Source organism: Virgibacillus natechei, assembly GCF_026013645.1.
GTDB classification, from domain to species: domain Bacteria; phylum Bacillota; class Bacilli; order Bacillales; family Amphibacillaceae; genus Virgibacillus_L; species Virgibacillus_L natechei.
This window is the reverse complement of record NZ_CP110224.1, coordinates 3,571,383-3,594,215: the sequence shown is the minus strand read 5'-3', so window position 1 is coordinate 3,594,215 and position 22,833 is coordinate 3,571,383. Positions and strand designations below refer to the sequence as shown.

General features: G+C 39.1%; 22 protein-coding genes and 1 pseudogene. 12 read left to right on the top strand and 11 right to left on the bottom strand.

Annotated features, from left to right (window positions below; genetic code table 11):
• Window positions 1-27: 27 nt before the first annotated feature.
• From OLD84_RS17930 to OLD84_RS17905, 6 genes are all read right to left on the bottom strand, one after another.
• The gene (locus tag OLD84_RS17930; protein ID WP_209464063.1) at window positions 28-1,269 is read right to left on the bottom strand and encodes an ABC transporter permease; all 1,242 of its coding nucleotides are present in this window, start codon (window positions 1,267-1,269) and stop codon (window positions 28-30) included.
• Window positions 1,262-2,194 carry an ABC transporter ATP-binding protein gene (locus OLD84_RS17925; RefSeq protein WP_209464062.1) on the bottom strand — a complete coding sequence of 311 codons (933 nt, stop codon included), beginning with the start codon at window positions 2,192-2,194 and terminating at the stop codon, window positions 1,262-1,264. Before OLD84_RS17925 ends, OLD84_RS17930 begins: the two co-directional genes overlap by 8 nt.
• 207 nt (window positions 2,195-2,401) lie before the next feature.
• Window positions 2,402-3,163, bottom strand: a complete 762-nt coding sequence (locus tag OLD84_RS17920; RefSeq protein WP_209464061.1) for a MerR family transcriptional regulator — start codon at window positions 3,161-3,163, stop codon at window positions 2,402-2,404.
• 92 nt (window positions 3,164-3,255) lie between these two features.
• On the bottom strand, window positions 3,256-4,134 hold the full coding sequence (locus OLD84_RS17915; RefSeq protein WP_209464060.1) for an ATP-binding cassette domain-containing protein: 879 nt from the start codon (window positions 4,132-4,134) through the stop codon (window positions 3,256-3,258).
• A gap of 2 nt (window positions 4,135-4,136) precedes the next feature.
• Window positions 4,137-4,529 (bottom strand): GntR family transcriptional regulator, encoded by a 393-nt coding sequence (locus OLD84_RS17910; RefSeq protein WP_209464059.1) that lies wholly within the window; start codon window positions 4,527-4,529, stop codon window positions 4,137-4,139.
• 30 nt (window positions 4,530-4,559) lie between these two features.
• Window positions 4,560-5,282, bottom strand: coding sequence for a hypothetical protein (locus tag OLD84_RS17905; protein ID WP_209464058.1), 723 nt, complete (start codon window positions 5,280-5,282; stop codon window positions 4,560-4,562).
• Window positions 5,283-5,573: 291 nt separating this feature from the next.
• Here OLD84_RS17905 and OLD84_RS17900 point away from each other — a divergent pair, with 291 nt between their 5' ends.
• The gene (locus OLD84_RS17900) at window positions 5,574-6,098 is read left to right on the top strand and encodes a DoxX family protein (protein ID WP_209464057.1); all 525 of its coding nucleotides are present in this window, start codon (window positions 5,574-5,576) and stop codon (window positions 6,096-6,098) included.
• A 63-nt stretch (window positions 6,099-6,161) separates the two neighbouring features.
• On the opposite strand, the gene OLD84_RS17895 is transcribed toward OLD84_RS17900, so the two are convergent.
• Together OLD84_RS17895 and OLD84_RS17890 are read right to left on the bottom strand one after the other, a co-directional pair.
• Window positions 6,162-6,575, bottom strand: a complete 414-nt coding sequence (locus OLD84_RS17895; protein ID WP_209464056.1) for a YugN family protein — start codon at window positions 6,573-6,575, stop codon at window positions 6,162-6,164.
• A 73-nt stretch (window positions 6,576-6,648) separates the two neighbouring features.
• Window positions 6,649-7,578, bottom strand: coding sequence for an AEC family transporter (locus OLD84_RS17890; protein ID WP_209464055.1), 930 nt, complete (start codon window positions 7,576-7,578; stop codon window positions 6,649-6,651).
• Between the two features lie 216 nt (window positions 7,579-7,794).
• Between OLD84_RS17890 and OLD84_RS17885 the strand changes: the two genes are divergently transcribed.
• Window positions 7,795-8,124, top strand: coding sequence for a DUF378 domain-containing protein (locus OLD84_RS17885; RefSeq protein ID WP_209464054.1), 330 nt, complete (start codon window positions 7,795-7,797; stop codon window positions 8,122-8,124).
• A gap of 105 nt (window positions 8,125-8,229) precedes the next feature.
• A pseudogene (locus OLD84_RS17880) lies at window positions 8,230-8,384 on the top strand (asparagine synthase).
• Between the two features lie 192 nt (window positions 8,385-8,576).
• On the opposite strand, the gene OLD84_RS17875 reads toward OLD84_RS17880, so the two are convergent.
• Entirely contained in the window at window positions 8,577-8,969 is a 393-nt protein-coding gene (locus OLD84_RS17875; RefSeq protein ID WP_209464053.1) for a class I SAM-dependent methyltransferase, read from the bottom strand.
• 94 nt (window positions 8,970-9,063) lie between these two features.
• Between OLD84_RS17875 and OLD84_RS17870 the strand changes: the two genes are divergently transcribed.
• The 9 genes from OLD84_RS17870 to OLD84_RS17830 all read left to right on the top strand — a co-directional run bounded on the left by OLD84_RS17870 (window position 9,064) and on the right by OLD84_RS17830 (window position 20,483).
• Window positions 9,064-9,336 (top strand): histidine phosphatase family protein, encoded by a 273-nt coding sequence (locus OLD84_RS17870; protein ID WP_319962313.1) that lies wholly within the window; start codon window positions 9,064-9,066, stop codon window positions 9,334-9,336.
• 384 nt (window positions 9,337-9,720) lie between these two features.
• Window positions 9,721-10,353 (top strand): superoxide dismutase family protein, encoded by a 633-nt coding sequence (locus tag OLD84_RS17865; RefSeq protein ID WP_209464051.1) that lies wholly within the window; start codon window positions 9,721-9,723, stop codon window positions 10,351-10,353.
• A gap of 90 nt (window positions 10,354-10,443) precedes the next feature.
• A complete protein-coding gene (locus OLD84_RS17860; RefSeq protein WP_209464050.1) occupies window positions 10,444-11,160 on the top strand; it encodes a sulfite exporter TauE/SafE family protein in 717 nt (238 codons plus the stop codon).
• Between the two features lie 204 nt (window positions 11,161-11,364).
• Window positions 11,365-12,558: an MFS transporter gene (locus OLD84_RS17855; protein WP_209464049.1), complete on the top strand. Its 1,194-nt coding sequence runs from the start codon at window positions 11,365-11,367 to the stop codon at window positions 12,556-12,558.
• Window positions 12,559-12,776: 218 nt separating this feature from the next.
• Window positions 12,777-15,950, top strand: a complete 3,174-nt coding sequence (locus OLD84_RS17850) for a DEAD/DEAH box helicase (protein WP_209464048.1) — start codon at window positions 12,777-12,779, stop codon at window positions 15,948-15,950.
• Window positions 15,951-16,108: 158 nt separating this feature from the next.
• Entirely contained in the window at window positions 16,109-16,429 is a 321-nt protein-coding gene (locus tag OLD84_RS17845) for a hypothetical protein (RefSeq protein WP_209464047.1), read from the top strand.
• A 314-nt stretch (window positions 16,430-16,743) separates the two neighbouring features.
• The gene (locus OLD84_RS17840) at window positions 16,744-17,760 is read left to right on the top strand and encodes a TAXI family TRAP transporter solute-binding subunit (RefSeq protein ID WP_209464046.1); all 1,017 of its coding nucleotides are present in this window, start codon (window positions 16,744-16,746) and stop codon (window positions 17,758-17,760) included.
• The gene (locus tag OLD84_RS17835) at window positions 17,760-18,293 is read left to right on the top strand and encodes a DUF1850 domain-containing protein (protein WP_209464045.1); all 534 of its coding nucleotides are present in this window, start codon (window positions 17,760-17,762) and stop codon (window positions 18,291-18,293) included. Before OLD84_RS17840 ends, OLD84_RS17835 begins: the two co-directional genes overlap by 1 nt.
• A 24-nt stretch (window positions 18,294-18,317) precedes the next feature.
• Window positions 18,318-20,483: a TRAP transporter permease gene (locus tag OLD84_RS17830; protein ID WP_209464044.1), complete on the top strand. Its 2,166-nt coding sequence runs from the start codon at window positions 18,318-18,320 to the stop codon at window positions 20,481-20,483.
• A gap of 297 nt (window positions 20,484-20,780) precedes the next feature.
• Here the strand turns inward: OLD84_RS17830 and OLD84_RS17825 are convergent, their stop codons facing one another.
• Together OLD84_RS17825 and OLD84_RS17820 are read right to left on the bottom strand one after the other, a co-directional pair.
• Window positions 20,781-21,791, bottom strand: a complete 1,011-nt coding sequence (locus OLD84_RS17825; protein WP_209464043.1) for an ABC transporter ATP-binding protein — start codon at window positions 21,789-21,791, stop codon at window positions 20,781-20,783.
• On the bottom strand, window positions 21,763-22,797 hold the full coding sequence (locus OLD84_RS17820; protein WP_209464042.1) for an ABC transporter ATP-binding protein: 1,035 nt from the start codon (window positions 22,795-22,797) through the stop codon (window positions 21,763-21,765). The genes OLD84_RS17825 and OLD84_RS17820 overlap by 29 nt, the downstream gene beginning before the upstream one ends.
• Between the last annotated feature and the right edge of the window lie 36 nt (window positions 22,798-22,833).

Genomic DNA, 22,833 nt, shown 5'->3' with positions numbered 1-22,833 from the left:
TGATTATATGGTAATAATTGAAAACTACTACGCGCGAATCCACTTCCAAATCTCACCTGGTGTAGCATTTTTCCCGTACAGTAAAATCCCTGTCTTGAATATTTTGCCTGCCAGTTTCATGAAGATCCAGACACTGACAACTAAAATAGCTAAAGCAATAATGATTTCTACCCATGGCCATTCCTCCATCGTCGATAGGCGAAGCAGTAAAACACCAGGGGAGGTGAATGGAATATAAGTGCCGATTTGTGCTGCCAAACCATTTGGGTCACTTAATACGGGCCCGATAAAGATAAATGGTAAGAACGGAAGCATCATAACCATGCCCTGAAAGTTTCCTGCAGTTGATACATCAGCCATCGTTGCACCGATTCCAACGAAGATTGATGCAAACAAGAGATAGCCTAAAATAGCGATAGCAATCAGCAACAGTAGTTCAGGTACAAATAGATATTCCATAATCGGCATATCTACTTGCCATACGATAACTGGCAAGACGAATACAACCAAAACCGCAACCTGAATCAGCCCTAATATGAAATAACCAAAGATCTTTCCTTGCATTAATTCTCCTGGTGTTAGGGATGATAGAATGATCTCAGCAATTTTATCTTTCTTTTCTTGAGAAGCACTTTGAAAGATTGCCATACCCGTAAATACAATAGAAAGCATGATAGCTCCTGCAAATGCTCCCGGTACAAGGCGTTCCAGCATTTCCTCAGGCATTCCTGCTTCGGTAGGTTCTTCCCCTGCACCATCAACACTTTCTGGTGATGTCTCCTCAAATACGACACCACTAGAAACGACTGCCATTTCCTCATCGGTTAACCCTAACTGTTCCAGTTGTATCGCTTGGATTGGTGCTTCCAACATGGTAACTTGATTGATAAAAAATGGATCGATTTCTTCACTCGTATAGACTGGAACGACACCCTCTTCTAGAGCGCGATCATCAATAAATACATAAGCTGTGTTTTCGCTATTTTCTAATTCACCACTTACATTGGTTTCATCTATATCTGTCTGCTGTAATTCCCAGTCCAAATCAGCTTGCCCACTAGCTTGTTGGATTTCCTCGTATACACCGAGCTGATCATGAACGAGAACGGATGTTGATACTTCTTCCTCCTCATCCGATCCGCCAAAAATAGTCGGCATCATAAAGAAAAACAGGAAAATTGCTGGTGTTAAGAATAAACCAATAATATACGATTTGTTTTTTAAATTACGTTTAACTTCCCATTTAGCAACCTTCATCGTGTTACGCATTTATCTCACCTTCCTCCTTTATTAACTTCCTGTTTGTTGCAATATCAATAAATATTTCATGCAGAGAAATACGATCAATCGATAATTCTTGAATGACTACGTGATCCGGAAGACTTTTCAACCAAATGGATGGCTGTACATCGTTGGATAAATAAAGAATAGCTGTTTCTTCCTTTTGCTCCACACGCTGTACTTCCGGCAGACGTTCGAGCTCACCAAGGTCATTTTCCCCGCGAATGGTACATTTGAAATTCGCATATTGGGTTTTCACATCATCCATCGTCCCATGGATCACTTTTTGGCCTTGATGCATCATAAACAATCTGTCAGCCATTTCTTCAACCAGGTTCATTTGATGGGATGACAGAAGTATAGCTGTACCATTGTTCGCTAGATTGCGAATCTCTTGTTTGAATAATTCCTGACTAACTGGATCGAGTCCAGAAAAAGGTTCATCCAAAATAAGCAACTCTGGTTCATGTATGACCGATGCGATAAACTGAACTTTTTGCCCCATCCCTTTGGAAAGTTCTTCAACCGAGACGTTATCTTTGCCTTCTAGGTCGAATTTTTTCAAATAGTCAAGTGCACGCTCTTTTGCCTTATCAAGTGGATAGTCCTTGAGCTCTGCTAAATAAAGTAAGATATCCATTACTTTTACATTTTTGTATAGCCCGCGTTCTTCCGGCAAATAGCCAATTTTGTGGCGCGGAATTTCTTGTGCCGCGTTGTTTTGAAAGGTAATCGTGCCCGCATCTGGGTACATGATCCCCATGATATTTCGAATTGTCGTTGATTTCCCGGCTCCATTTGGCCCCAGGATAGCCATGATTTCTCCTTTTCGTACATCAAAGGATATATCTGAGATAACCTGTTTGTCTTTAAATGATTTTCCTAACTTTTCTACGGATAACATTGTTTCCATACGTTTTGCCCCTTTCTAATTTGGTCGAACGATATCGTTTCTTGTTAAAAATTCTCCATCCAATTGTGGGTTTGAAATAAAATTTGACTGTTTATAAAAGTTGCATTGTTTTTGCCCCTTTGGATGTAACTTGTCTAAAGGGGTTTCTTATGGTAAAAGTAATATAGATCAGTAGAAATAATCATGCCTCCCATCTGTTTTCAATCACTACGCTTTCATCTCTTGTTCTATGGCTTTCATCACTTCTTCTATATATGTTTCTTCCTCCGGTGTCCAGAAGCTTGGGAAATTAAAGTCATCCATCTTGCCTGATTCGACTGTGTGTTCAACTTCTTTCATATAAGTGAGCAATTCCTCTTTTGGCATGGATTTTGAGAGAAGTTTGAGCATGCGAAAGACTACTTGTTTCGCTTCAGGAGCATGTGCTGGCACGTTGTCGTTTATTAGCTTTTTTACGTCTGCTAAGATCAACATCCAATCTTTATCAAGCTCTTGACGCTGTTCTTTCGTAAGGTCAAAGTACTGCTGAGCGAAATCTTCAGAGAAATACTCCTTCATCCATTCTTTTTGATCCTCTTCACATTCAATACTTTGGAGCAAGGAACTTAAGTGCCTCCATGTCATCGAATGTCCATCCTCCAGCAATCCCTGCACATAATCGATCGAATCAATTGCCTGGTTCAACTCATCTCGTTTCTCCATTAACAGCTTCTTTTGTAGGGGAAGTGAAGATTCTAAATGGTCCATTGATGCACCTCTTTCTTCAAGAAAATACTTAATTTCCTGAAGTGAATAACCGATGAATTTTAACGATTGAATTTGTTGCAGCGTGGCTAGTTCCGAAAGTCCGTAAAGACGATGACCACTCGCGTTGCGTTCACTCGGATAGAGCAATCCAATTTCCTCATAAAAGCGCAGTGTTCTCGTTGAGATACCAGTTTTCATTCCGAATTCACTAATTGTATACATTTTATCAGCTCCTTATATATAGAGCATAAGGCATAACGTAACGGTAAGCGCAAGCACAAAACGGGTCTTATGCTTCCTCAAGATATTTAATTTTAAGAAGCAAAAGAACCGTCCCCGTGCTTCCGCTGTAGCAACAGCGTAATAATATCTTCCAAATCCAGTGCCGTCCGATTTGCCCACTCCAAATTATTTTCCAGGAAATAATTTTCCGTTGCTTCAGGCTGATTCGATATGATTTGCTGATCTCCCCGGGAAACTTCACCTGGTATATGCGCTGCTGGAAGGGAATTGCTCACCCAATAACGTTTAAATGTCTCGGTCAATGCCTCTTTTTCAAAATTCCCAATCCATTCACCACTTCTTATTACGGATAAGTAGTCTGCAAGTTTCATCATATCTGCAGATTGATGGCTTGCCATGATAATTGCGCGATCTCCCTGATCCATCCAATCCACTAATATGTCTGTTAGATGTTTTTTAGAAGGAATATCCATGAAGGATGTTGGTTCATCTAGCAATAATAAGGGTGTATTTCTTGGAATCGTTAAGGCAAGGCTCAGTTTCTGCTGGACACCTTGTGATAATTTACCAAACTGTTTATTTAACGGGATATCGAAAAGGTCTACCATATGGTTGAATGCTACTTCATCCCAGTTAGGATATAATGCAGATATTAAATTTTTTAACGTTTTACCTGTATATGCATTCCATCCAATCACTGTTTGCGGTTGGTAGGAAACGTGGCTCTTCCAGCTTTCATTTTCGCTTGAAACTTTTTTTCCGAAAATCGTAGTGTTTCCCGTATCAGGTTTAGCAAGGTTCATCATGAGTTTTAACAAAGAGCTTTTACCAGATCCATTATTTCCGACTAAGGCCGTTATCGTTCCAGGTTCAACCGTTACATTAATCGGCCCGAGATGGAAATCATCTATTTGTTTCTGTAGTTCGTTGATTTCAACAAAGCTATCCATGGTTACTCTCCTTTCTTATACCTCATTAATACATCGTGAAAAACCTTCTCAATTTGATCACTTGAATAATCATAATGAAGCGCTGTTTCCACTGCCTTTTCTATTGCTTCATAGACAGAGGATATTTTCACTTGTTGTTTCAGCGAATTTTCAATTTCTGCAACAAAGGTACCTTTACCTTGGTTTGTTCGTATAAATTCCTGGTGTTCCAAATTTTGATAGGCGCGTCTGATCGTAATTACACTGATTTCCAGATCCTTGGAAAGCACTCGAATCGAAGGTAGTGGCGTACCTGCCAGAAGATGTCCACCGACAATCAGTGCTTTTATCTGTTTTTCGATTTGGTGATAGATTGGCTCTCTAGAATCCTTGGAAAGACGAATTGGCAGTTCCACGGTACTCACCCCTTTCTGTGAAATGGCCCATTAGAGGTAATCTAATTTATCGATATTTCTTTTCATATAACGCTGCCAGTAATTGAATCCAAGGAATGCAAGTACGATGGAAATGACAGATGATAACAGCGGCCAATTCTGGGACAACATAACAGTCCAATAAACAAACCCGTAACCAAAAATAAAGTGAAAGAAGGTAAGTATTCCAATCCCACCGATGATAAGTACGATACTGTAAAACGTTACAATTTTCGTATTTGCTCTATCTCCTGAATCACTTACAGGCATGATGAAACCAACGTAGACCCCAAACGCGAGCCAAATGATAGCAAAGGCAATGTGCGACACAGGTGACATCATCACTTGGAATTCAGGATTGACCACATATAGTGCAATGAGCATTAAAAGCTGATATGGAAAGGCATAGGCAAAATAAACGATGAATCTGCTTTTTGTTACTACATTTTTCGAAAGAGGTAACTGTGTTAACATAATTAAGGATGGTGAGGCCCATAATTCCCCACTGATCTTCTGGATTTGGAATTCTTTAGATCTCAACCATGAAGGAGCCAGAGCAAACAGAATGATAAAAAGGACATCAAATCCAACATAATCATTATCTAAATAAGCGCTAAATGACTCTAAGAAAAATAGTGCAATGACCGTAAAGAATAGAAAAGTCCATATAAATGCCTTTATCGAAGACTTCCATTCAAATTTAGCTAGCCAGTATGCTTGCTTCCAGTCTCGCATGGTGTGGTGTCCTCCTTTTGAACTGTTCTGCTGTGTATGTGTATATAAACAGTATAAAAGAACTTTGTTAGAAGTCAAGGGTATTTTAAAAATGGATTTAGAATTTTAAATGTAAGAGGGTCTAATATATGTTCACATTTTAGCCACAACTTTATTAACAAATTGTGAAATACTGAACAAAGTTATTTTCACTATATAAAAACCATGGTATGATGTAATTGTAATAAAGAAACACATTTACAATATATTGTGAAATAATGAACAAGATAAAATTATAAGGAGATGGAAATTATGATTATGAACTTCATTCGCAATAATAAAATTTTTGCAGGCGTATTAGCTTTCTTAAGAATTTATATTGGGTATCAATGGCTCACAAGTGGCTATGGAAAAATTGTTGGAGGAGAATTTGACGCAGGTGGATTTATCCAAGGGGCAATTGCTAATTCAACTGGTGAAGGTGCAACTGTTCAGGCATGGTGGGGAACCTTTTTAGAAACAATGGCTTTACCAAATGCCGGCTTATTTACAGGAATGGTTATGTGGGGCGAATTGCTAGTAGGTATCGCACTGATCCTAGGTATCTTTACAAACTTCTCAGCACTAATGGGTATCACCATGAACTTCGCATTCCTATTCAGTGGCACCGTAAGTACAAACGCGCAAATGGTTATTATCACTGTATTCCTAATGGTTGCAGGTTATAATGCAGGTAGGTATGGCTTAGACAGATGGGTTCTTCCTTTCTTGAAGAGCAAAATAACAGCGACAAAAAAAACGAACAAACAAGAAAACGAGGAAACGGTTGTTGCATAGGTAAAATAAAAGGGCTGGCCTGATCTCAAGAGGTTTAGCTCTTTTTTAATATAACCGCTTCTCTTAAATATGATCCATGATATATTCTATAGCCTGTTCACCGCTTTTTTCCCATTCATTTTTGTCTTTTATGTAGCCATCTCTATCAATCGGTTCCTGAAACTGATTTAGTCCCCCTGCTGCAGTGAGAAGTAATGAATCAGCATCCCTATCTAAGCCGATATGAACGACATGTTTAATTACGAAGGGTGTTCCAAACTCTATATAGGTGTCATCGTTATCCAGTTCTCCGTCTAAGACGTGAAATGGAATTCTTATGTAAATCGTCTCGCCAGCATCTCTCCATAATAATCCGTCGAAAAAGGCTCTGTCATACTCCCAGTTCCCACACAACGTGTAACCCATAGGCTTAAGTAATTTTCTCATTTGTCCGAAGTATGTTTTCTTTCCTTCAATAGCTGTTTTTAGTTCAATCACTTATACTCACTCCTGTCCTGTGTGAAAGGTCTTTGTGAATAGTATGAACAAGTAAGATATAACACATACCAAATTAGTATAAGAGATACAAAATAAAGTAAAGCAATGGGATACTAAAAGCACATAACAGACTGGATACTAATACGCCCAAGGAAGCAAAAAGGGCATCGCCTCCGAATTTCTGCGCATAAAGCGACATCGTAGGAGCTGATGGCATTCCTGCAACAAGAAAGGCAACCGCAAATAGGCTAAATGGTATAGAGAATGCAGCAAAAGGTAGTAGTAATAGCGGGATAAAGAGCAGCTTCGCCATGGCAGATTTCCATATGTATTTATCTTTTAATAAAAATAGGATGTCTTTGAAACTTACATTCGCGATTAAGCTGCCCATTAAAATCATGGATAGCGGAATCGTCATTTTTCCAACACTCTCCAGGGTATTTGCAAGCATAACAGGCAAGCTAATTGGGAGAAAGAAAATGATCAATCCGATCGATGTGAAAAGAACTCCCGGATTCAGGAAGATTTTTTTCCACTCAATTGCAACTGTATCCCTGGTAAATAAGTAAATACCATAGATCCATATGAGAATAAAGTATACGATATTAAACATCGTTAAATAAACGATTCCCTGCTCCCCAAAAACGGCAAAAACGACAGCGTAGCCAATATATCCCTGATTGCCAAAAATAATAAGACCCTCGTACACACTTTTCTTATTTGTTGAAAGCTGTGATCGCTTCCGCATCCAACTAGCTAAAAAAATGGACAATAGAAGGATATAGGCAGACATCAACATCAACCATAAAAAATCTCCTAACAAAGCAAAGGAAAATTGAATATTCAATGAGAATAAAATGAGAGCGGGTAATGTAATATATAAGATCAGCTGTGTCAGTACATGATTCGCCTCTTCATTAAGTATTTTTGTTTTTCTTACTGTAAACCCCACCACCGCAATAAGGTAGAGCTGGAGCATCTCCTGTACAAAGACCCCCATCATATAACCTCCCAACTATCGGTTAGTATATGATCAAGTGCTTCAAAAGGTTTCTTTCACCCGTGTTTCCAAAAAAATTGTATGAAATGGCCAGTAACACAAACAATAAGCGCATGCCCGAATTTTCTTATGGAAGGGCTGTAATAAAAAAGTTGTGTCAATAAAATGGGCGTAATAGACGTAGTTCATATTGCGCTTTTAGAAATAGGAGGTGTAACCTTGAGAACAGTTCAACGTATTGCGTTAGCATTATTAATAATCGGTGGTATTAATTGGGGACTGATTGGATTATTTCAATGGGACTTAGTCGCATCGCTGTTTGGTGGACAAGAAGCAGCATTGTCAAGAGTAGTGTATACACTTGTTGGAATTAGTGCCTTGTTCTGCCTGACATTATTATTTGAGCCAATGGATGAAACTGAACATGGCAATGATCGGGGAAGAGAATCCAGGAAATTAAATTATGGTACAGAATTTAGTGATGAAACAGATGCATCTAATTTAAACGATTCTTCCAGAGACTTCCCTGAAAAGGATAGAGATTTATAAATGCCGGATTTGGATATTCCATCTTAGATATACAATCGTATAATTGCTGGTGTTTAAACATCAAAACGTTGTGGAGGGAAATTACGATGAATTATTCATGAAGGTATGATTCCAACTGAATTACGCACTGCCGTAACCGCTACAGGCTATGGATTAAAACAAAAGCCTGGTTTCAATAAAATGGTTTAAACACCGTATTTGGTTTCGGATTAGCACACGTCGTATTAGCTAAAATTGACCTCGTTCAACACCGCAATTAGAAATTTCAAATGAGGCTGTCGTAAAAGCTCACTGCCTCAGACGTTTGGAAATAGGAACTCGGGTGTGCCTCACCACCCGGGTTAATTTGCACGTGTGGATCGTAGATGCTGATCTTCAGCCATTTATTATAAAGGTGTTTCCAACCCATTTAATGGATATGATAATATGCTACTGCATTAAGGATTCATGCTTTATATTGAAACATCTAGTAGAATAAGAAACATTAAAAACAGAGTATTCCGTTTTATCAAATAAATTGTTAGTTGATGGAGTAATAAAAATGAAAATACTGATTCTAGGTGCAACTGGATCATTGCCTCCACCCAGCAAGCAGTCAAAAGGGGTCCTATCTTGGATAAGGATGGTTCCTCAATCATCGTCCTTGAAAAATCAACACCAGTCACAGCAGCAACTCCCATATCAGTTAAGGCTCTTGAATAGATACCACCTCCACAACTTACATCCACTGCATAATGAATATCCTGCATATCGATCATCTTCTTAATTGTATCATGCCAACTAGTGTCTGCCTTTCGGGTTGAATAACTGTCTTTGTTATCTGGATTATGGAAATTGATCGTCAATTTAATCAGCTCCTTCCGCCACCTACATAGAATTACTCAAACACTTGAGAAATAAAATATTAGTTATGTCATTTCAAGTCCATAAAAAAGGGCAATTCAAACAGTTGAAGGAGTTTCTCAAATTATTGGTAAAGAAGTTATAATTAAGAGTGATTTTAAAGAACGGAAATTGTCTGAAGGTCCTGTCGAGGATTTTGATTTAGCAATAACAAAAGTATGGGAAGAAGAAACCTTTTGCTGGGATGGTGGGGAATCCAATGTTATCGCACAAAATATGGGTGTTAAGGCAACTTTAAAGGTATTAGACAATTATGAAGGTAAAAACATAGCCGTAGGTACACACGGTAATATAATGGTTAAATTATGAACTACTTTGATAAAAAAATGGTTTTAAGTTTTGGAGAGAACTTGATATGCCGGATATTTATAAACTAGTTTTTGATAAAGCGAAATTAAAAGAAGTAGCAAGAATATGGGATAGGTAAAAAATTAAATTACAAAGAAGTTGATGCGTCTGCATTAAGATTCAGCATTTTTATTCAAGGGTACAATATCATCATTCGGATATTTTTTTACAAGTTCTCCATTTTTCATATATAAGGGGGGAACTGATCAACTTTTCTAAAACTCAGTAATAAAAATTTTTAATACGCACTATAATCACTCTACAAAGCTGTTTTCATATGAATGTTTAAATATCTCCCGTTACGTGAAAAATACCAGTAACTTACTTAGAAGGGAGAAACGTTAAATGAAGCGTTGGATGATGACTGTATTTGTGCTCACTTTAGCCGTTATCATAAGTGCCTGTACTGGAGAAGAAGAGGGACAGGGAAGCGAAAATCAAGAAGATCGAACGGAGCAAGGACAGGAAGAGGGAGCCGACGGAGGTACTACAGATACGGACGGAGAACAAAACAGTGCTACTGAAGAAGAAGAGAAATTAGTTTCACTAGGCGGAGATGATGGGACGGTAGTAGCAACCGCAACCCTAACCGAAGCAGATACAGGTGTAACGATTAAACTGGAAGGGTCTGACTTACCAGAAGGAAAGCACGGATTTCACATACATGAAAATGCTGAATGTGAACAATCAGACTTTGAATCAGCTGGAGGACATTTTAATCCTACTGAAGCGAGCCACGGATTCGATAACCCAGACGGCCCGCATGCGGGGGATTTACCTAATATAGAAGTGAACGAAGATGGTACCGTTGATGAAGAGGTAACTGCAGAAATGGTGACCTTAAATAAGGGTGAGGATAATTCACTGTATTCAAATGGCGGGACATCACTAATGATCCACGCTGAAGAGGATGATTATGAAACAGATCCAGCTGGTGATGCCGGAGATCGTATTGCTTGCGGAACGATTGAAGAATAAGGTTATTATAAAACTGCCTAGGATTAATTCCTGGGCAGTTTTAATTATGGTAAAATGTACGTTATTGCTTAAAAATTGTAGGTGTGTTCATTGGATTCATTTCTATTATTCAGTTTTATTATTTTAATTGCTTCTATTTTACAAACAAGTACTGGGTTCGGATTTTCAATTGTAGCAACACCGTTTCTGTTATTATTGTTCGACCCTCGCGAAGCGGTACAAATTAACTTGATCTTGTCCCTTGTTATTTCCTGTTCCCTAATCATGAAAATCAGAAAAGACATTGATGTGGGTATGGTGAAGCGATTGGTACATGGAAGTATAGTTGGCCTGCCGATAGGTATAGTCGTATTTTTGGTAATGGATATGACGTTATTAAAACTCGGTGTAGGTGTTCTGATTTTACTGCTTAGTTTATTATTGGTTCTTAACTTTCGCATAGCACAAACAATGAGACGGGATGTGACGATTGGCGGAGTTGCGGGTGGACTTACAACTAGTATAGGTATGCCTGGCCCGCCTGTCTTATTATATTTTTCAGGAACGAATACAACGAAGGAAAAACTACGTGGCACGATATTGGCTTTTTATTTGTTCGTCTATTTTGTGAGCTTACTTATTCAAGTTAGTTTTGCAGGTACATCAAAAGAAATCTGGCTATCTAGTGTAGCGGGTCTACCGCTTGTCATAATCGGATTAGTACTGGGGCAGGTAATGTTTAAGCGGATTAATCAGCGATTCTTTCGGTTGCTGACATATGTATTGTTGTTTTTCAGTGGTATTTATTTGTTGATACAGCAAATTTGAGGCCGATGGATCCTCGAACGCTGGTCGGCACCCGGAACGCGGGACACCCCGCCCTGATCGCTGAACAGCGCCTCCTGATCGCGGAACCAAACGTCCCGAGCGCTGAACAATTACAACAACCACCTCAAGTAAGCCCATAACCTTCCAAAAGATCCCCCACTCATGTATAATATATTTCGAGTGACGAAGGAAAGGGAGTCTTAAATGAGTTCGCAACCAAACACGCAAAGTGCGCCGAAAGTCGATAAGATTTGGACGCGTGATTTTGTGTTTATTTGTCTAGCTAATTTCTTTGTGTTTTTGGGATTCCAGATGACGCTCCCAACGATTCCTTTATTCTTGAAGGATCTAGGTGGCAGTGACCAATTAGTTGGGGTGGTTGTTGGTATTTTTACATTCTCTGCTTTATTGTTTCGACCTTATGCTGGGCATGCGCTTGAATCAAAGGGCAGGGCATTTGTGTATATGACGGGTTTGGCTATTTTTGTACTTTCGATCGGTACATATGCCTTCATAGCAAGCATCGGTCTATTATTTGCGGTCCGTATCGTGCAAGGTATTGGTTGGGGGTTTTCTACAACAGCGGGTGGAACGATTGCCACCGACTTGATACCACCTAAGCGCCGTGGCGAAGGAATGGGCTATTTCGGTCTGTCCGGAAATCTTGCACTTGCGTTTGGGCCAGCACTTGGACTTACGTTGGTGGGCAGTATTTCCTTTACACAGTTATTTTTAATTTGTGCCGCATTTGGATTAATTGCACTCATTTTTTCTTCGCAAATACGTTATAAAAAAGTAGAGAAATCCGAGCAAAAAACGACAACGGTTAAATTTGATATTTTTGAAAAAACCGCCTTGCAACCATCATTGCTGTTATTTTTCATTACAACAACATTTGGTGGGATCGCTACATTCCTACCACTCTATGCGATAGAACAAGATGTAGCGGGCATTCAACTATACTTCCTCGTTTATGCAATCTTTTTAATGATATCGAGAACATTTGCCGGGAGGATTTATGACAAGAGGGGACATATTTATGTATTTTTACCTGGAGCATCACTCATTTTTATTGCGATGCTTTTGTTGTCGTGGCTCCCTAGCACGGCGGTAATGCTTGTGGCTGCTGGCTTTTATGGTCTGGGGTTTGGCAGTGTGCAACCGGCTTTACAGGCTTGGTCTGTTGAGAAAGCACCAAATAACAGAAAGGGAATGGCAAATGCAACTTTTTTCTCGTTCTTCGATTTAGGAATTGGTCTTGGCGCTATTGTCTTTGGTCAGCTTGCTTCTGTTTTTGGTTATGGTTCGATATACGTAACGTCAGCAGGGTTTGTCTTGCTTTCGATTATTCTGTATACCTACCTGTTAGTAAAAGCCCGGAAGAACGCTGGTGCATAAGTCTAATAAGGGTAACTTTGCTTGGGGAATTTTCACTAACATGAAAAAACACAAAGTAAATCCAAAACACCCCATCCCTCATTCCGCTCTTTTAATAAATTTATGCGTATAATATATTGCTAGATCTCCAATCCTGGTTAGAGATTCATTGGTTTAAAAACGAACGCTTCTCGTTTATAATAAGTATAACGAGACTGTAGAAAGTGGGTTACAGAATATTGAAAAGAATTAGCGATTTCAACATCCAAAAATTATTTCCAAATATTATTTATAAGCGTGGATTGGACTATTTTAAACGTGATAAAGTAAGTGATCTTCTTTATGATATTAATAACCAGTTATGGACAGCTACTGTTCATGGATCGGAAAACTATTTTGTTGAACTTAATATGAAGGGTTTTGCCAATGGGTCAGTTGAAACATATTGTACCTGTCCGGCATTTGAGACGTTTGGATCCTGTAAACATATTGCTGCAACCCTAATTAGTGTCGCAAATAGGGAGTCCGGAGGGAGCGCTCCTGCATTTTCAAATTATGATTACCAGATAGCAAATCGTTTTATTAGTGCTTTAACCTCTATTCAACAGCCAAGCACCACAACTGAAATTTTACCTGAAAAAGTACCGATGCATGTGGAATTTTATTGCAAATGGTCGTTCGACAAAAATTTGTTGATTGAATTAAAAGCAGGTGAAAAAAGGCGGTTTGTTGTTAAAGATGCGTATGATTTTCTGGGAAATGTTTTGCAAGGAAATGAACACTACTTCACGAAAACGTTTACTTATAATCCAGAAACACACTACTTCCTCCAACAGGACCTTTCTATTTTTGAATTGCTTTATTCGATTTTGAAAAACGAGCAAATATACAATGGTTATACGTTTTATTATAACCAGGGAAATGTAAGTGATAAGCGATCTATCGTCATTCCGCCTTTAGTTATCCGAGAACTTTTTGAAAAACTGGTGGAGCGGGACTTCACTGCTGAAACCCGGGATAAACAGTATAATCCTGTAACTTTGGAAGAAGAGGCATTACCATTTCAATTTGCTTTAACAAAAAATGATCGTAATGACTTGATGCTAACGATGGAGGAAATAGGTGACGCAACCTATTTTAAGCCATATGAAATGTTGTTCTACCAGGGAACTTTTTACTTTCCAAAAAAAGAACAAATCCCAGTGCTTGAAGAAATTAGTGAATTTGGGATGAATGACTTGCAGCTTCCGATTAATCAAACCCAGGCAGACACGTTTTTATCAGAAGTTCTTCCTACATTGAAAAAAGTCGGGGACGTGGAGATAGCCAAAAAAGTAGCCGAAGAAATTATTCAAGTTCCCCTACGAGCAAAAATGTACCTGGAAATGAAAGCAGATTTGATCACGGGGAGATTGGAATACCATTATGGTGATCAACTGGTAGACCCTTTTAGTGGCCGCAAACAAAACGATGTTATTATCATTCGTGATGTAGAGAAAGAACAGCAAATTATGAGCTTAATCGAACATGCTAATTTTCATTATAATGGAAAAGAACTTTATATAGAAGCAGATGAGGAAGAAATTTATAAATTTCTCTACAATGTTTTGCCGTTGCTTGATGAGCAAGTAGAGTTATTTTTAACATCAGATATCCGTAACCTAATTGTGGAAAATAACCCGATGCCAAGTACGAGCGTGAATCTGGAATCATCCTCCAATCTTTTGGAAATTGGCTTTGATATTGATGGGGTTGACGATTCAGAGATAAATCAGATTATAGAAGCTGTCATTGAGAAGAAACGCTATTATCGCATGCAAAGCGGGGCATTGCTATCGCTGGAAGGTGAGGAATTCTCCTCGATGCAGCAATTTTTCCATGATTTTGAGATAAAAAAGGATGATTTGCAGGACGGAAATGTTCATATGCCAGTCTTCCGTGGGACGCAAATTGATGAGTTGATTGAAACGAACAAGAACTATGATCCATCATTCCGCAAATTATTGAATCATTTGAAGTCACCAGAGGATCAGGTTTACGAACTGCCAGAAAACCTGCAGGGTTCATTACGTAACTATCAGGAAACGGGCTTTCAATGGTTTAAATCATTAAGTAATTATCATTTAGGTGGTATTTTGGCTGATGATATGGGACTCGGTAAAACCTTACAAAGTATCGCATATATAGCATCAGAGCCTAGTGATCATCCGCATTTGGTTGTTGCTCCATCTTCTGTTGTGTATAACTGGAAAAATGAATTTCATAAATTCGCTCCAGACTTGAATGTCGCGATCCTTACGGGTTCACCGATAGAACGCAAGCAGAAAATTGCTGAACTGACAGGTATGGATGTATGGATTACGTCGTATGCAACGTTGCGACAAGATATTGAGCTGTACCGTGAACTGACTTTTCAGACGTTAATTTTAGATGAAGCACAGTTTATTAAGAACTATGCTACAAAAACGTCACAGGCCATTCGGGAGATAAGGGCAGGGCGACGGTTTGCGTTAAGTGGGACGCCAATTGAAAATTCAATTGAAGAATTATGGGCCATTTTTCAAGTCATATTGCCAGGACTCATGCCAAGTCAACGGAATTTTAAACAGCTATCTCATGAAAAGATAGCAACGATGACAAAGCCGTTTATATTACGTCGTTTGAAAAATGAAGTATTAAAAGAACTGCCTGATAAAATTGAATCCGTTAGCGTTTCGGAGTTAACAAATGATCAAAAGGATTTATATGTGGGCTACTTGCGCCAAGTCCAACAGGAGGCAAGTCAGTCGATGGCTGAAAGCGGCTTTAACCAAAACCGCATGAAAATCTTAGCAGGATTAACTCGTCTGCGCCAAATTTGTTGCCATCCATCATTGTTTATTGAAAATTACCAGGGTTATTCCGGTAAACTTGAACAGCTGATGGACACGGTACGGAATGCGATAGACAATGGAAAACGGATGCTTATCTTTTCACAATTTACTAGTATGCATGAAATAATTATTGAAAAGTTAAAACAAGAAGGTATCGATTATTTCTATCTGCACGGAGGGACGCCTTCACAAGAACGTGTTGAAATGAGTGAACGCTTTAACAATGGGGAGAATAGTGTTTTTCTGATTTCCTTAAAAGCAGGAGGTACTGGTTTAAACCTTACGGGTGCAGATACAGTCATCCTTTATGATCTATGGTGGAATCCAGCAGTTGAAGACCAAGCAACAGGGCGCGCTCATCGGTTCGGACAGAAAAACGTAGTCCAGGTGATTCGCCTCGTTACAGAAGGTACGATTGAAGAGAAAATATACGATCTGCAACAGAAAAAGCGTGAGCTCATTGATCAAGTCATTCAGCCTGGTGAAACAATGCTTTCCAGCCTGAGTGAAGATGATGTGAGAGAGTTGTTGAGTATATAATAGGAGAGAGGGTTCCAGGTGATTAACGGAACCCTCTCTTTTTTATACCTTGGCAAAGGTCTATCTACCAGTCAGCAACGTCTAATCCAGCGTAATACGGTTTGTATTTAGCGAAATAGGGAATCATATAAAAAATTTGATAGAAAGGATGTGTTTACATGACAAAAAGTATTCTCGCCTATTTTAAATCAGAAAATGATGCGGAGTCCGCACACGCCAGCCTTCAGCGGTTACGGGTTTCTGACCTTTTTGTTGATGAAATACCAGAAGCAGAACAAAACAGAATCGTTGTGCCATTGTTTAATTTAGGGACTACTTCTACGAATGCAGGAGTTATAGGCTCGATGGACGAGCAAGGTGATGAAGACATGACGGATGATTCGCTTACGCATTTACTGGAAGGACAAGTAGATGAATCCGATTATGAGGAAGCGATGCAAGTGTTAAGTGACAGCAAAGGATATAGGAGTAGAGATTGAATAAAATTAGGCCAGACGTGCGCGCTATCGTCTGGCCTTTTTTACTTCCTCCATTTTCATAGCAAAAGGATGCGATTCAGCCCATTTATAGCAGTTTCATTTCCTAGAATCCTTCGACTTTAACGGTAAGAAAATATATTCAACTCAATATATTTTAGTGGTCAAAATAATTTTAAAATTCTTAATAAAGGGATGCTTATGGGTATATAGATTTATAATTTTCCACTGTGACTTGACATTTTTATGAAAGCGGTTAAAATTTAACTACAGTATAATAGAGTTATAAACTGTATAACTACAAAGGGGGAGATTTTTTGAAATTGAAAAATCTTAAATTAACAGCTTTATTGTTTATTGTATTATTACTCGCAGCTTGTGGTAGTGCCCAGGAAGAAGAATCGGGCGATGATGATGGGGAATCATCAAATGGTGATGTACGCTTAACAATCGGAACTGGTGGTACTAGTGGTACCTATTACCCACTTGGGGTAGCCATGGCTCAGCAGGTATTCGAAGGCGTTGAAGGCGTATCAGGTACGAATGCAGTTTCCACAGGGGCATCTGTAGCTAATGCGCAGGAAATGGGAGCTGGGGACTACCAATTAGCATTAGTACAGAATGACATTGCATATTACGCGGTAAATGGAGAAACGTTAGCTGATTTTGAGGGTGAACCAATTGAAAATATTGCTGGCATGACTTCATTATATCCAGAAGATATTCAACTTGTTACGCCAGCAGATAGCGATATTGAAACAATAGAAGATCTAGAAGGGAAAAACGTGGCAGTTGGTGATCAGGGAAGTGGTGCGGAAGCGAATGCAAATCAGGTGCTTGAAGCAGCAGGACTTACGTATGATGATATTACAGCTGAATTTCTAGGGTTTGGAGATGCTTCACAAGGAATGCAGAACGATACGATCGATGCTGCCTTCATTGTTGCAGGCTCGCCAACAGCAGCTATTCAAGAGTTAGGTGCTAATAGAGATATTCGTGTCGTCTCACTGAGTGATGATCTTATTGATACCTTAACATCTGAGTATTCCTATTATACTGAACGCACAATTTCTGGTGAGGAATATGCTGATTATGGACAGGAAGAAGATATTCAAACAGTAGCTGTCATGGCTATTCTAGTTATTGATAGTGAGGTACCAGAAGAAACAGCTTACAACATGACAAAAGCGTTATTTGAAAATCAATCTGAATTAGAGGATGCACATGCTCGTGGAGCAGATATGACATTAGAAACAGCAACCGAAGGAATGTCTATTGATTTACATCCTGGTGTAGCTAGATATTTTGAAGAAGAGGGTATCTCTGTAGACTAATGAGAAAATTTTTATCAATCAAACCGAGTCTGTCTAATGGCAGGCTTGGTTGGTTACTGGGTTTGGGCATACTAATTGCTATCGGCATTTATTTGTTTCTATTAGATGTTCCTATCATGTATGCGATTGACGAGGAAGAGAACATTCTAATTTCGGAGCGCGTAGATGCCGATACAACTTTCACGTCAGAATATATCCATTCAGTTGTCAGATGCCCCATTATTGAAAAATTAGAAGTGAATGATCAACATGAAATGGTATTAATGGAAAGCTGGAATTGCAGTTTTGGTGCAGGAATTGAAACAGAAGCCCCTCCAGGAGCTACAGATCGAATGGAAGATGGTTTTTATGTAATTGATAATATGAATCAAGTATTCACTGAAATATCATTTCATCCAGTAGAAATGTCTGATCAGATCCTTACAATTGATGACAAGGAATGGAATCTATCAAAAGAACCATTTGTAGGAGAAACATTTTCTCTAACGGTTGAAGAGGAAAGTCTATTCATCTACTGGTGGAATAAAATCTAGCGAAGCAACAGGAGGGAAGCCTTTATGGCTAACTCAAACATAGATAAAGAAGTCGATCATAAAGAAGTGAACAAACACTTGGACGAGTTAGAGGGCAGTGATCGAACCTTGTTTGGTTGGATGGCAATGATCACTCTAATACTTGCTGTTAGTATGTCATTGTTTCATCTATATACAGCTGGCATTGATATGCTACCACGGATGCAACAGAATGCAATCCATCTAGGTTTTGCATTAATGCTTATATTTCTGATCTTTCCATATAAGAAGAAGCTCGGACAAAAGAGCATCCCATGGTATGATATCATATTCGCTATAATGGGTGCTTCAGTAGGTATTTATATTGTAACGATATCAGCTGATTTGGTTGGTAAAGTTGGAAACCCGAATACGATGGATACAACCATGTCATTTATTGCGATTTTGCTTGTGTTAGAAGCAACAAGACGCGTGGTTGGAAAACCGTTAGTGATTATTGCAGCTGTATTTATGCTTTACGCATGGCTCGGGGATACCTATTTGCCTAGTACCCTTGGTGGGAATGCTATTTTACCTGATGTTCTAAATCATTTTGGATTTTCATGGAACGAAATAGCGGAATTTATGTTCTTATCAAATGAAGGGATTTTTGGAACACCAATAACTGTTTCAGCACAATATGTGTTTATCTTCATTTTATTCGGTGCTTTTCTGGAAATTACAGGAGCAGGACGGATGTTCATTGATTTAGCAGTTTCTTTAGTAGGTTCATTTAAAGGTGGACCAGCCAAGGCTGCTGTTATATCTTCAGGTATGATGGGATCTATTTCTGGAAGTTCTGTGGCAAACGCAGTTACAACAGGTACATTTACGATACCACTAATGAAAAAGACAGGGTTTCGACCTAAAGTTGCGGGTGGTGTAGAAGTAGCTGCTTCATCAAGCGGGCAATTACTCCCTCCAGTTATGGGTGCTGCGGCCTTTATTATGGCGGATTTTACGGGCATTCCTTACCTTGAAATTGCAGCCTCAGCAGCAATTCCTGCCTTGCTTACGTATACTGCGATATTGTTTATGGTGCACTTGGAAGCTAGTAAGTTTAATCTAAAAGGGATTCCAAGAAAAGATCTGGTTTCTCCACTAAGAGTTATTGCTGGTCGAGGTTACTTACTGTTGCCGATTGTTGCAATTATCGTATTATTAATAATGCGTTTCACACCAATTATGGCTTCATTCATGGCAATTATAGGGGCCATCTCAATTTCGTTATTCTCTTATCGCATGCAAAAGAATTTTGGTGCAGGATTCCTAGTTGCATTGCTATTCATTGGTGGGGCATATGCAGCCCATTTACTATTTGGACTAAACGAATATGTAACAATGGTATCAGCTGGTTCTCTATTATTTGCTTTAATATGGTATGCTTTAGGTAGGAAGGTGAAATCGGAAAAACAAACCAAATTTGGTTTACGAGAGATCATCTCAGCACTGGAACTTGGTGCTAAAAATTCCTTGAGTGTAGTGGCAGCTTGTGCGACTGCAGGTATATTAACTGGTGTAGTCACAATGACTGGTTTGGGGCCGACTTTTTCAAGCTTGATTATTGGACTAGCAAACAATGAACTAATTCTTGTTTTAGTATTTACAATGGTGGCTTGTATTATTATGGGTCTAGGCTTGCCTACAACAGCAACCTATATTGTCTTGGCAGCTGTTATGGCACCTGCGTTAATTCAAGTTGGCGTTCCAGTTTTAGCAGCACATCTATTTGTGTTTTACTACGGTATATTGGCTGATGACACGCCGCCTATTAACTTACCAGCATATGCGACATCCGGTATAGCTAAATCAGATCCGGTACAAACCGGAATTCAAGGCTTTAAATTCGATATGGGTGCACTGTTACTTCCATATGCATTTGTTTTAAATCCTATGCTAATATTGCAAGACGATACAGCTACGGCCTTCCAGATAACTATAAGTGTGGCTACTGCATTTATTGGAATAATAGCATGGTCCACATTCATACAAAGCTATTTATTTACTAAATTCGGATGGACAGAGCGGATTCTTGCTGTCGCGGCTGCTCTTGTCTTACTAAATGCTGACATATGGACAGATATATTAGGAATAGCTATTTTTGGCCTTATTGTTGTTATTCAATGGAGGAAGTCTAAAAGGGGTAATAAACAAGAATTAAAAAGTGCTTGATATAAATCTATCGAGGATGGTTAGATGACGGATGAAATAAAACTTCAATCAATGGAGGCTTTGACGCACAGGACAAGTTAGTGCAGACGTTGTCACAGATCTTTTCGCTGGGACGAGCATTTACGCGCAGTCCCAGGACAAAAAAGTCTTTCCTGAAAAACGTCACACGCAGAAAAAGCGGTTTTCTTTTTCAAGGACGTGTCGTATTTAGTCGACATGCCCGTTAAACTACGATAGATAAAATGAAATCAAAAAAAAGCGCTCTCGCTATATTGCGAGAGCGCTTTTTAGCTTTTGTTACTTCGTAGGTTGATGTTCACCTGAAATTATTTCCTCCATATAATGGCAGGCAGCTTGATGCCCATCAGCCATGCCATCCGTGTTACGTAGTTCAGGAACCTCATTAACACATTTATCCGTTGCAAATGGACAACGTGTATGGAATCGGCACCCTGTTGGTGGATTAATTGGTGACGGAACATCACCTTTTAGGGTAATTCTTTCTTTTTTTGATTCTGTATCCGTACTTGGAATGGCAGATAACAAAGCCTTCGTGTAGGGATGATGTGCGTTTGAGAACAATGACTTTTTGTCTGCAATCTCCACGATCTTCCCTAAATACATCACGATAACACGGTCTGATATATGACGTACGACACCAAGATCATGAGAAATAAAGAGATAGGTTAAATCAAAGTCACGTTGTAATTTTTTCAACAAGTTAATTACTTGTGCCTGAACGGATACATCTAAAGCGGACACTGCTTCATCAGCAATAATAAGCTGTGGGTTAACAGATAATGCACGAGCAATGCCGATTCTTTGCCGTTGTCCACCACTAAATTCATGTGGTAAGCGATCTGCCTGATGAGCTCCTAGGCCAACCGTTGCCATAAGCTCAATCACTCGTTCATCTTGCTCGTCTTTTGGTGTAACGTTTTGGATTTGCATTGCCTCTTTTAATACTTGACGTACCGTTTGACGGGGGTTGATTGATGCATATGGATCCTGAAAAATCGCCTGCATATTTTTACGTGTTTCGTTCATTTTCTTTTTGTTAAAGGAGAGCAGATCTTCTCCGTCGAATTCTACTTCACCACTCGTTGGTTCATCAAGTCTAAGAACTGCACGTCCAGTAGTGGATTTACCACAACCAGACTCACCCACAATACTTACTGTCTCACCTTCATAAATAGAAAAAGTAACACCGTCAACTGCTTTCACATGATTTACTGTTCGACCTAGTATCCCCCCTTTAATCGGGAAGTGTTGTTCTAGATCAGTAACTTTTAGAAGTTCTTTCGTCATCAACATTCACCTCCGGATCGCCATCCCATTCGTCTGTATAAATCCAACAGCGAATTTGATTGCCATGTTCATCTGTTTCTAGTTCTGGTAATTTTTCTCTGCATAGATCTGTCGCAAATGGACAACGTGGTGCAAAGCGGCACCCTTCTGGCATATCAGCTGGACTTGGTACAGAACCTCTAATAACTGGTAGATCCCCTTCAATATCGTGATCATTTGGAGGAATAGAGTTAAGTAACCCAACTGTATATGGATGCTTTGGATTATTAAAGAGTGTTTTTACATCTTCGTATTCTACTATTTGTCCACCGTACATTACTGCAACATAATCACATGTTTCAGCAACAACACCTAGATCATGGGTGATAAATAGTACCCCCATATCTAGTCGTTCTTGTAAATCTTTTATCAAATCAAGAATTTGCGCTTGTATCGTTACATCAAGTGCCGTTGTAGGTTCATCCGCTACTAAAAGGTCAGGGTTACATGCAAGCGCCATCGCGATCATTACCCTTTGTCTCATACCACCTGAAAGTTCATGTGGGTATTGGTCAATTCTTTTTTTAGGTGAAGGGATACCTACAAGTTCTAACATCTCAATAGAGCGCTCTCTAGCTTCTTTTTTTCCTAGGCCTTGGTGTATCATATAGGATTCATTAATTTGCTGTCCCACTGTGTAAGTAGGGTTTAAGGAAGTCATGGGTTCCTGAAAGATCATAGAAATTTCATTACCACGTATTTTTCTCATTTCTGTTTCTTTCTTGTCGAGAAGGTTTTCTCCTTTAAAATTTATCTCTCCACCAACAATTTCACCAGGTTCATCGATGAGGCGGAGTATGGAAAGAGATGTTATACTTTTCCCAGACCCAGACTCACCTACGACGCCAAGCGTTTTCCCTTTTGGAAGGGAAAATGTTACGCCATCAACAGCTTTGACCTCTATGTCTTTCGTGAAGAAAGATGTCTGCAGATCTTTTAATTCTAGTAAATTATTCTCATTTGTCATAGCACATTCACCTTCCATATCATTCTATATTACCAT

Excerpts from the sequence above, each read along its gene's own strand:
- OLD84_RS17930 (WP_209464063.1), bottom strand. The coding sequence starts at position 1,269 with ATGCGTAACACGATGAAGGTTGCTAAATGGGAAGTTAAACGTAATTTA.
- OLD84_RS17925 (WP_209464062.1), bottom strand. The coding sequence starts at position 2,194 with ATGGAAACAATGTTATCCGTAGAAAAGTTAGGAAAATCATTTAAAGAC.
- OLD84_RS17920 (WP_209464061.1), bottom strand. The coding sequence starts at position 3,163 with ATGTATACAATTAGTGAATTCGGAATGAAAACTGGTATCTCAACGAGA.
- OLD84_RS17915 (WP_209464060.1), bottom strand. The coding sequence starts at position 4,134 with ATGGATAGCTTTGTTGAAATCAACGAACTACAGAAACAAATAGATGAT.
- OLD84_RS17905 (WP_209464058.1), bottom strand. The coding sequence starts at position 5,282 with ATGCGAGACTGGAAGCAAGCATACTGGCTAGCTAAATTTGAATGGAAG.
- OLD84_RS17900 (WP_209464057.1), top strand. The coding sequence starts at position 5,574 with ATGATTATGAACTTCATTCGCAATAATAAAATTTTTGCAGGCGTATTA.
- OLD84_RS17890 (WP_209464055.1), bottom strand. The coding sequence starts at position 7,578 with ATGATGGGGGTCTTTGTACAGGAGATGCTCCAGCTCTACCTTATTGCG.
- OLD84_RS17865 (WP_209464051.1), top strand. The coding sequence starts at position 9,721 with ATGAAGCGTTGGATGATGACTGTATTTGTGCTCACTTTAGCCGTTATC.
- OLD84_RS17855 (WP_209464049.1), top strand. The coding sequence starts at position 11,365 with ATGAGTTCGCAACCAAACACGCAAAGTGCGCCGAAAGTCGATAAGATT.
- OLD84_RS17845 (WP_209464047.1), top strand. The coding sequence starts at position 16,109 with ATGACAAAAAGTATTCTCGCCTATTTTAAATCAGAAAATGATGCGGAG.
- OLD84_RS17835 (WP_209464045.1), top strand. The coding sequence starts at position 17,760 with ATGAGAAAATTTTTATCAATCAAACCGAGTCTGTCTAATGGCAGGCTT.
- OLD84_RS17830 (WP_209464044.1), top strand. The coding sequence starts at position 18,318 with ATGGCTAACTCAAACATAGATAAAGAAGTCGATCATAAAGAAGTGAAC.
- OLD84_RS17825 (WP_209464043.1), bottom strand. The coding sequence starts at position 21,791 with ATGACGAAAGAACTTCTAAAAGTTACTGATCTAGAACAACACTTCCCG.
- OLD84_RS17820 (WP_209464042.1), bottom strand. The coding sequence starts at position 22,797 with ATGACAAATGAGAATAATTTACTAGAATTAAAAGATCTGCAGACATCT.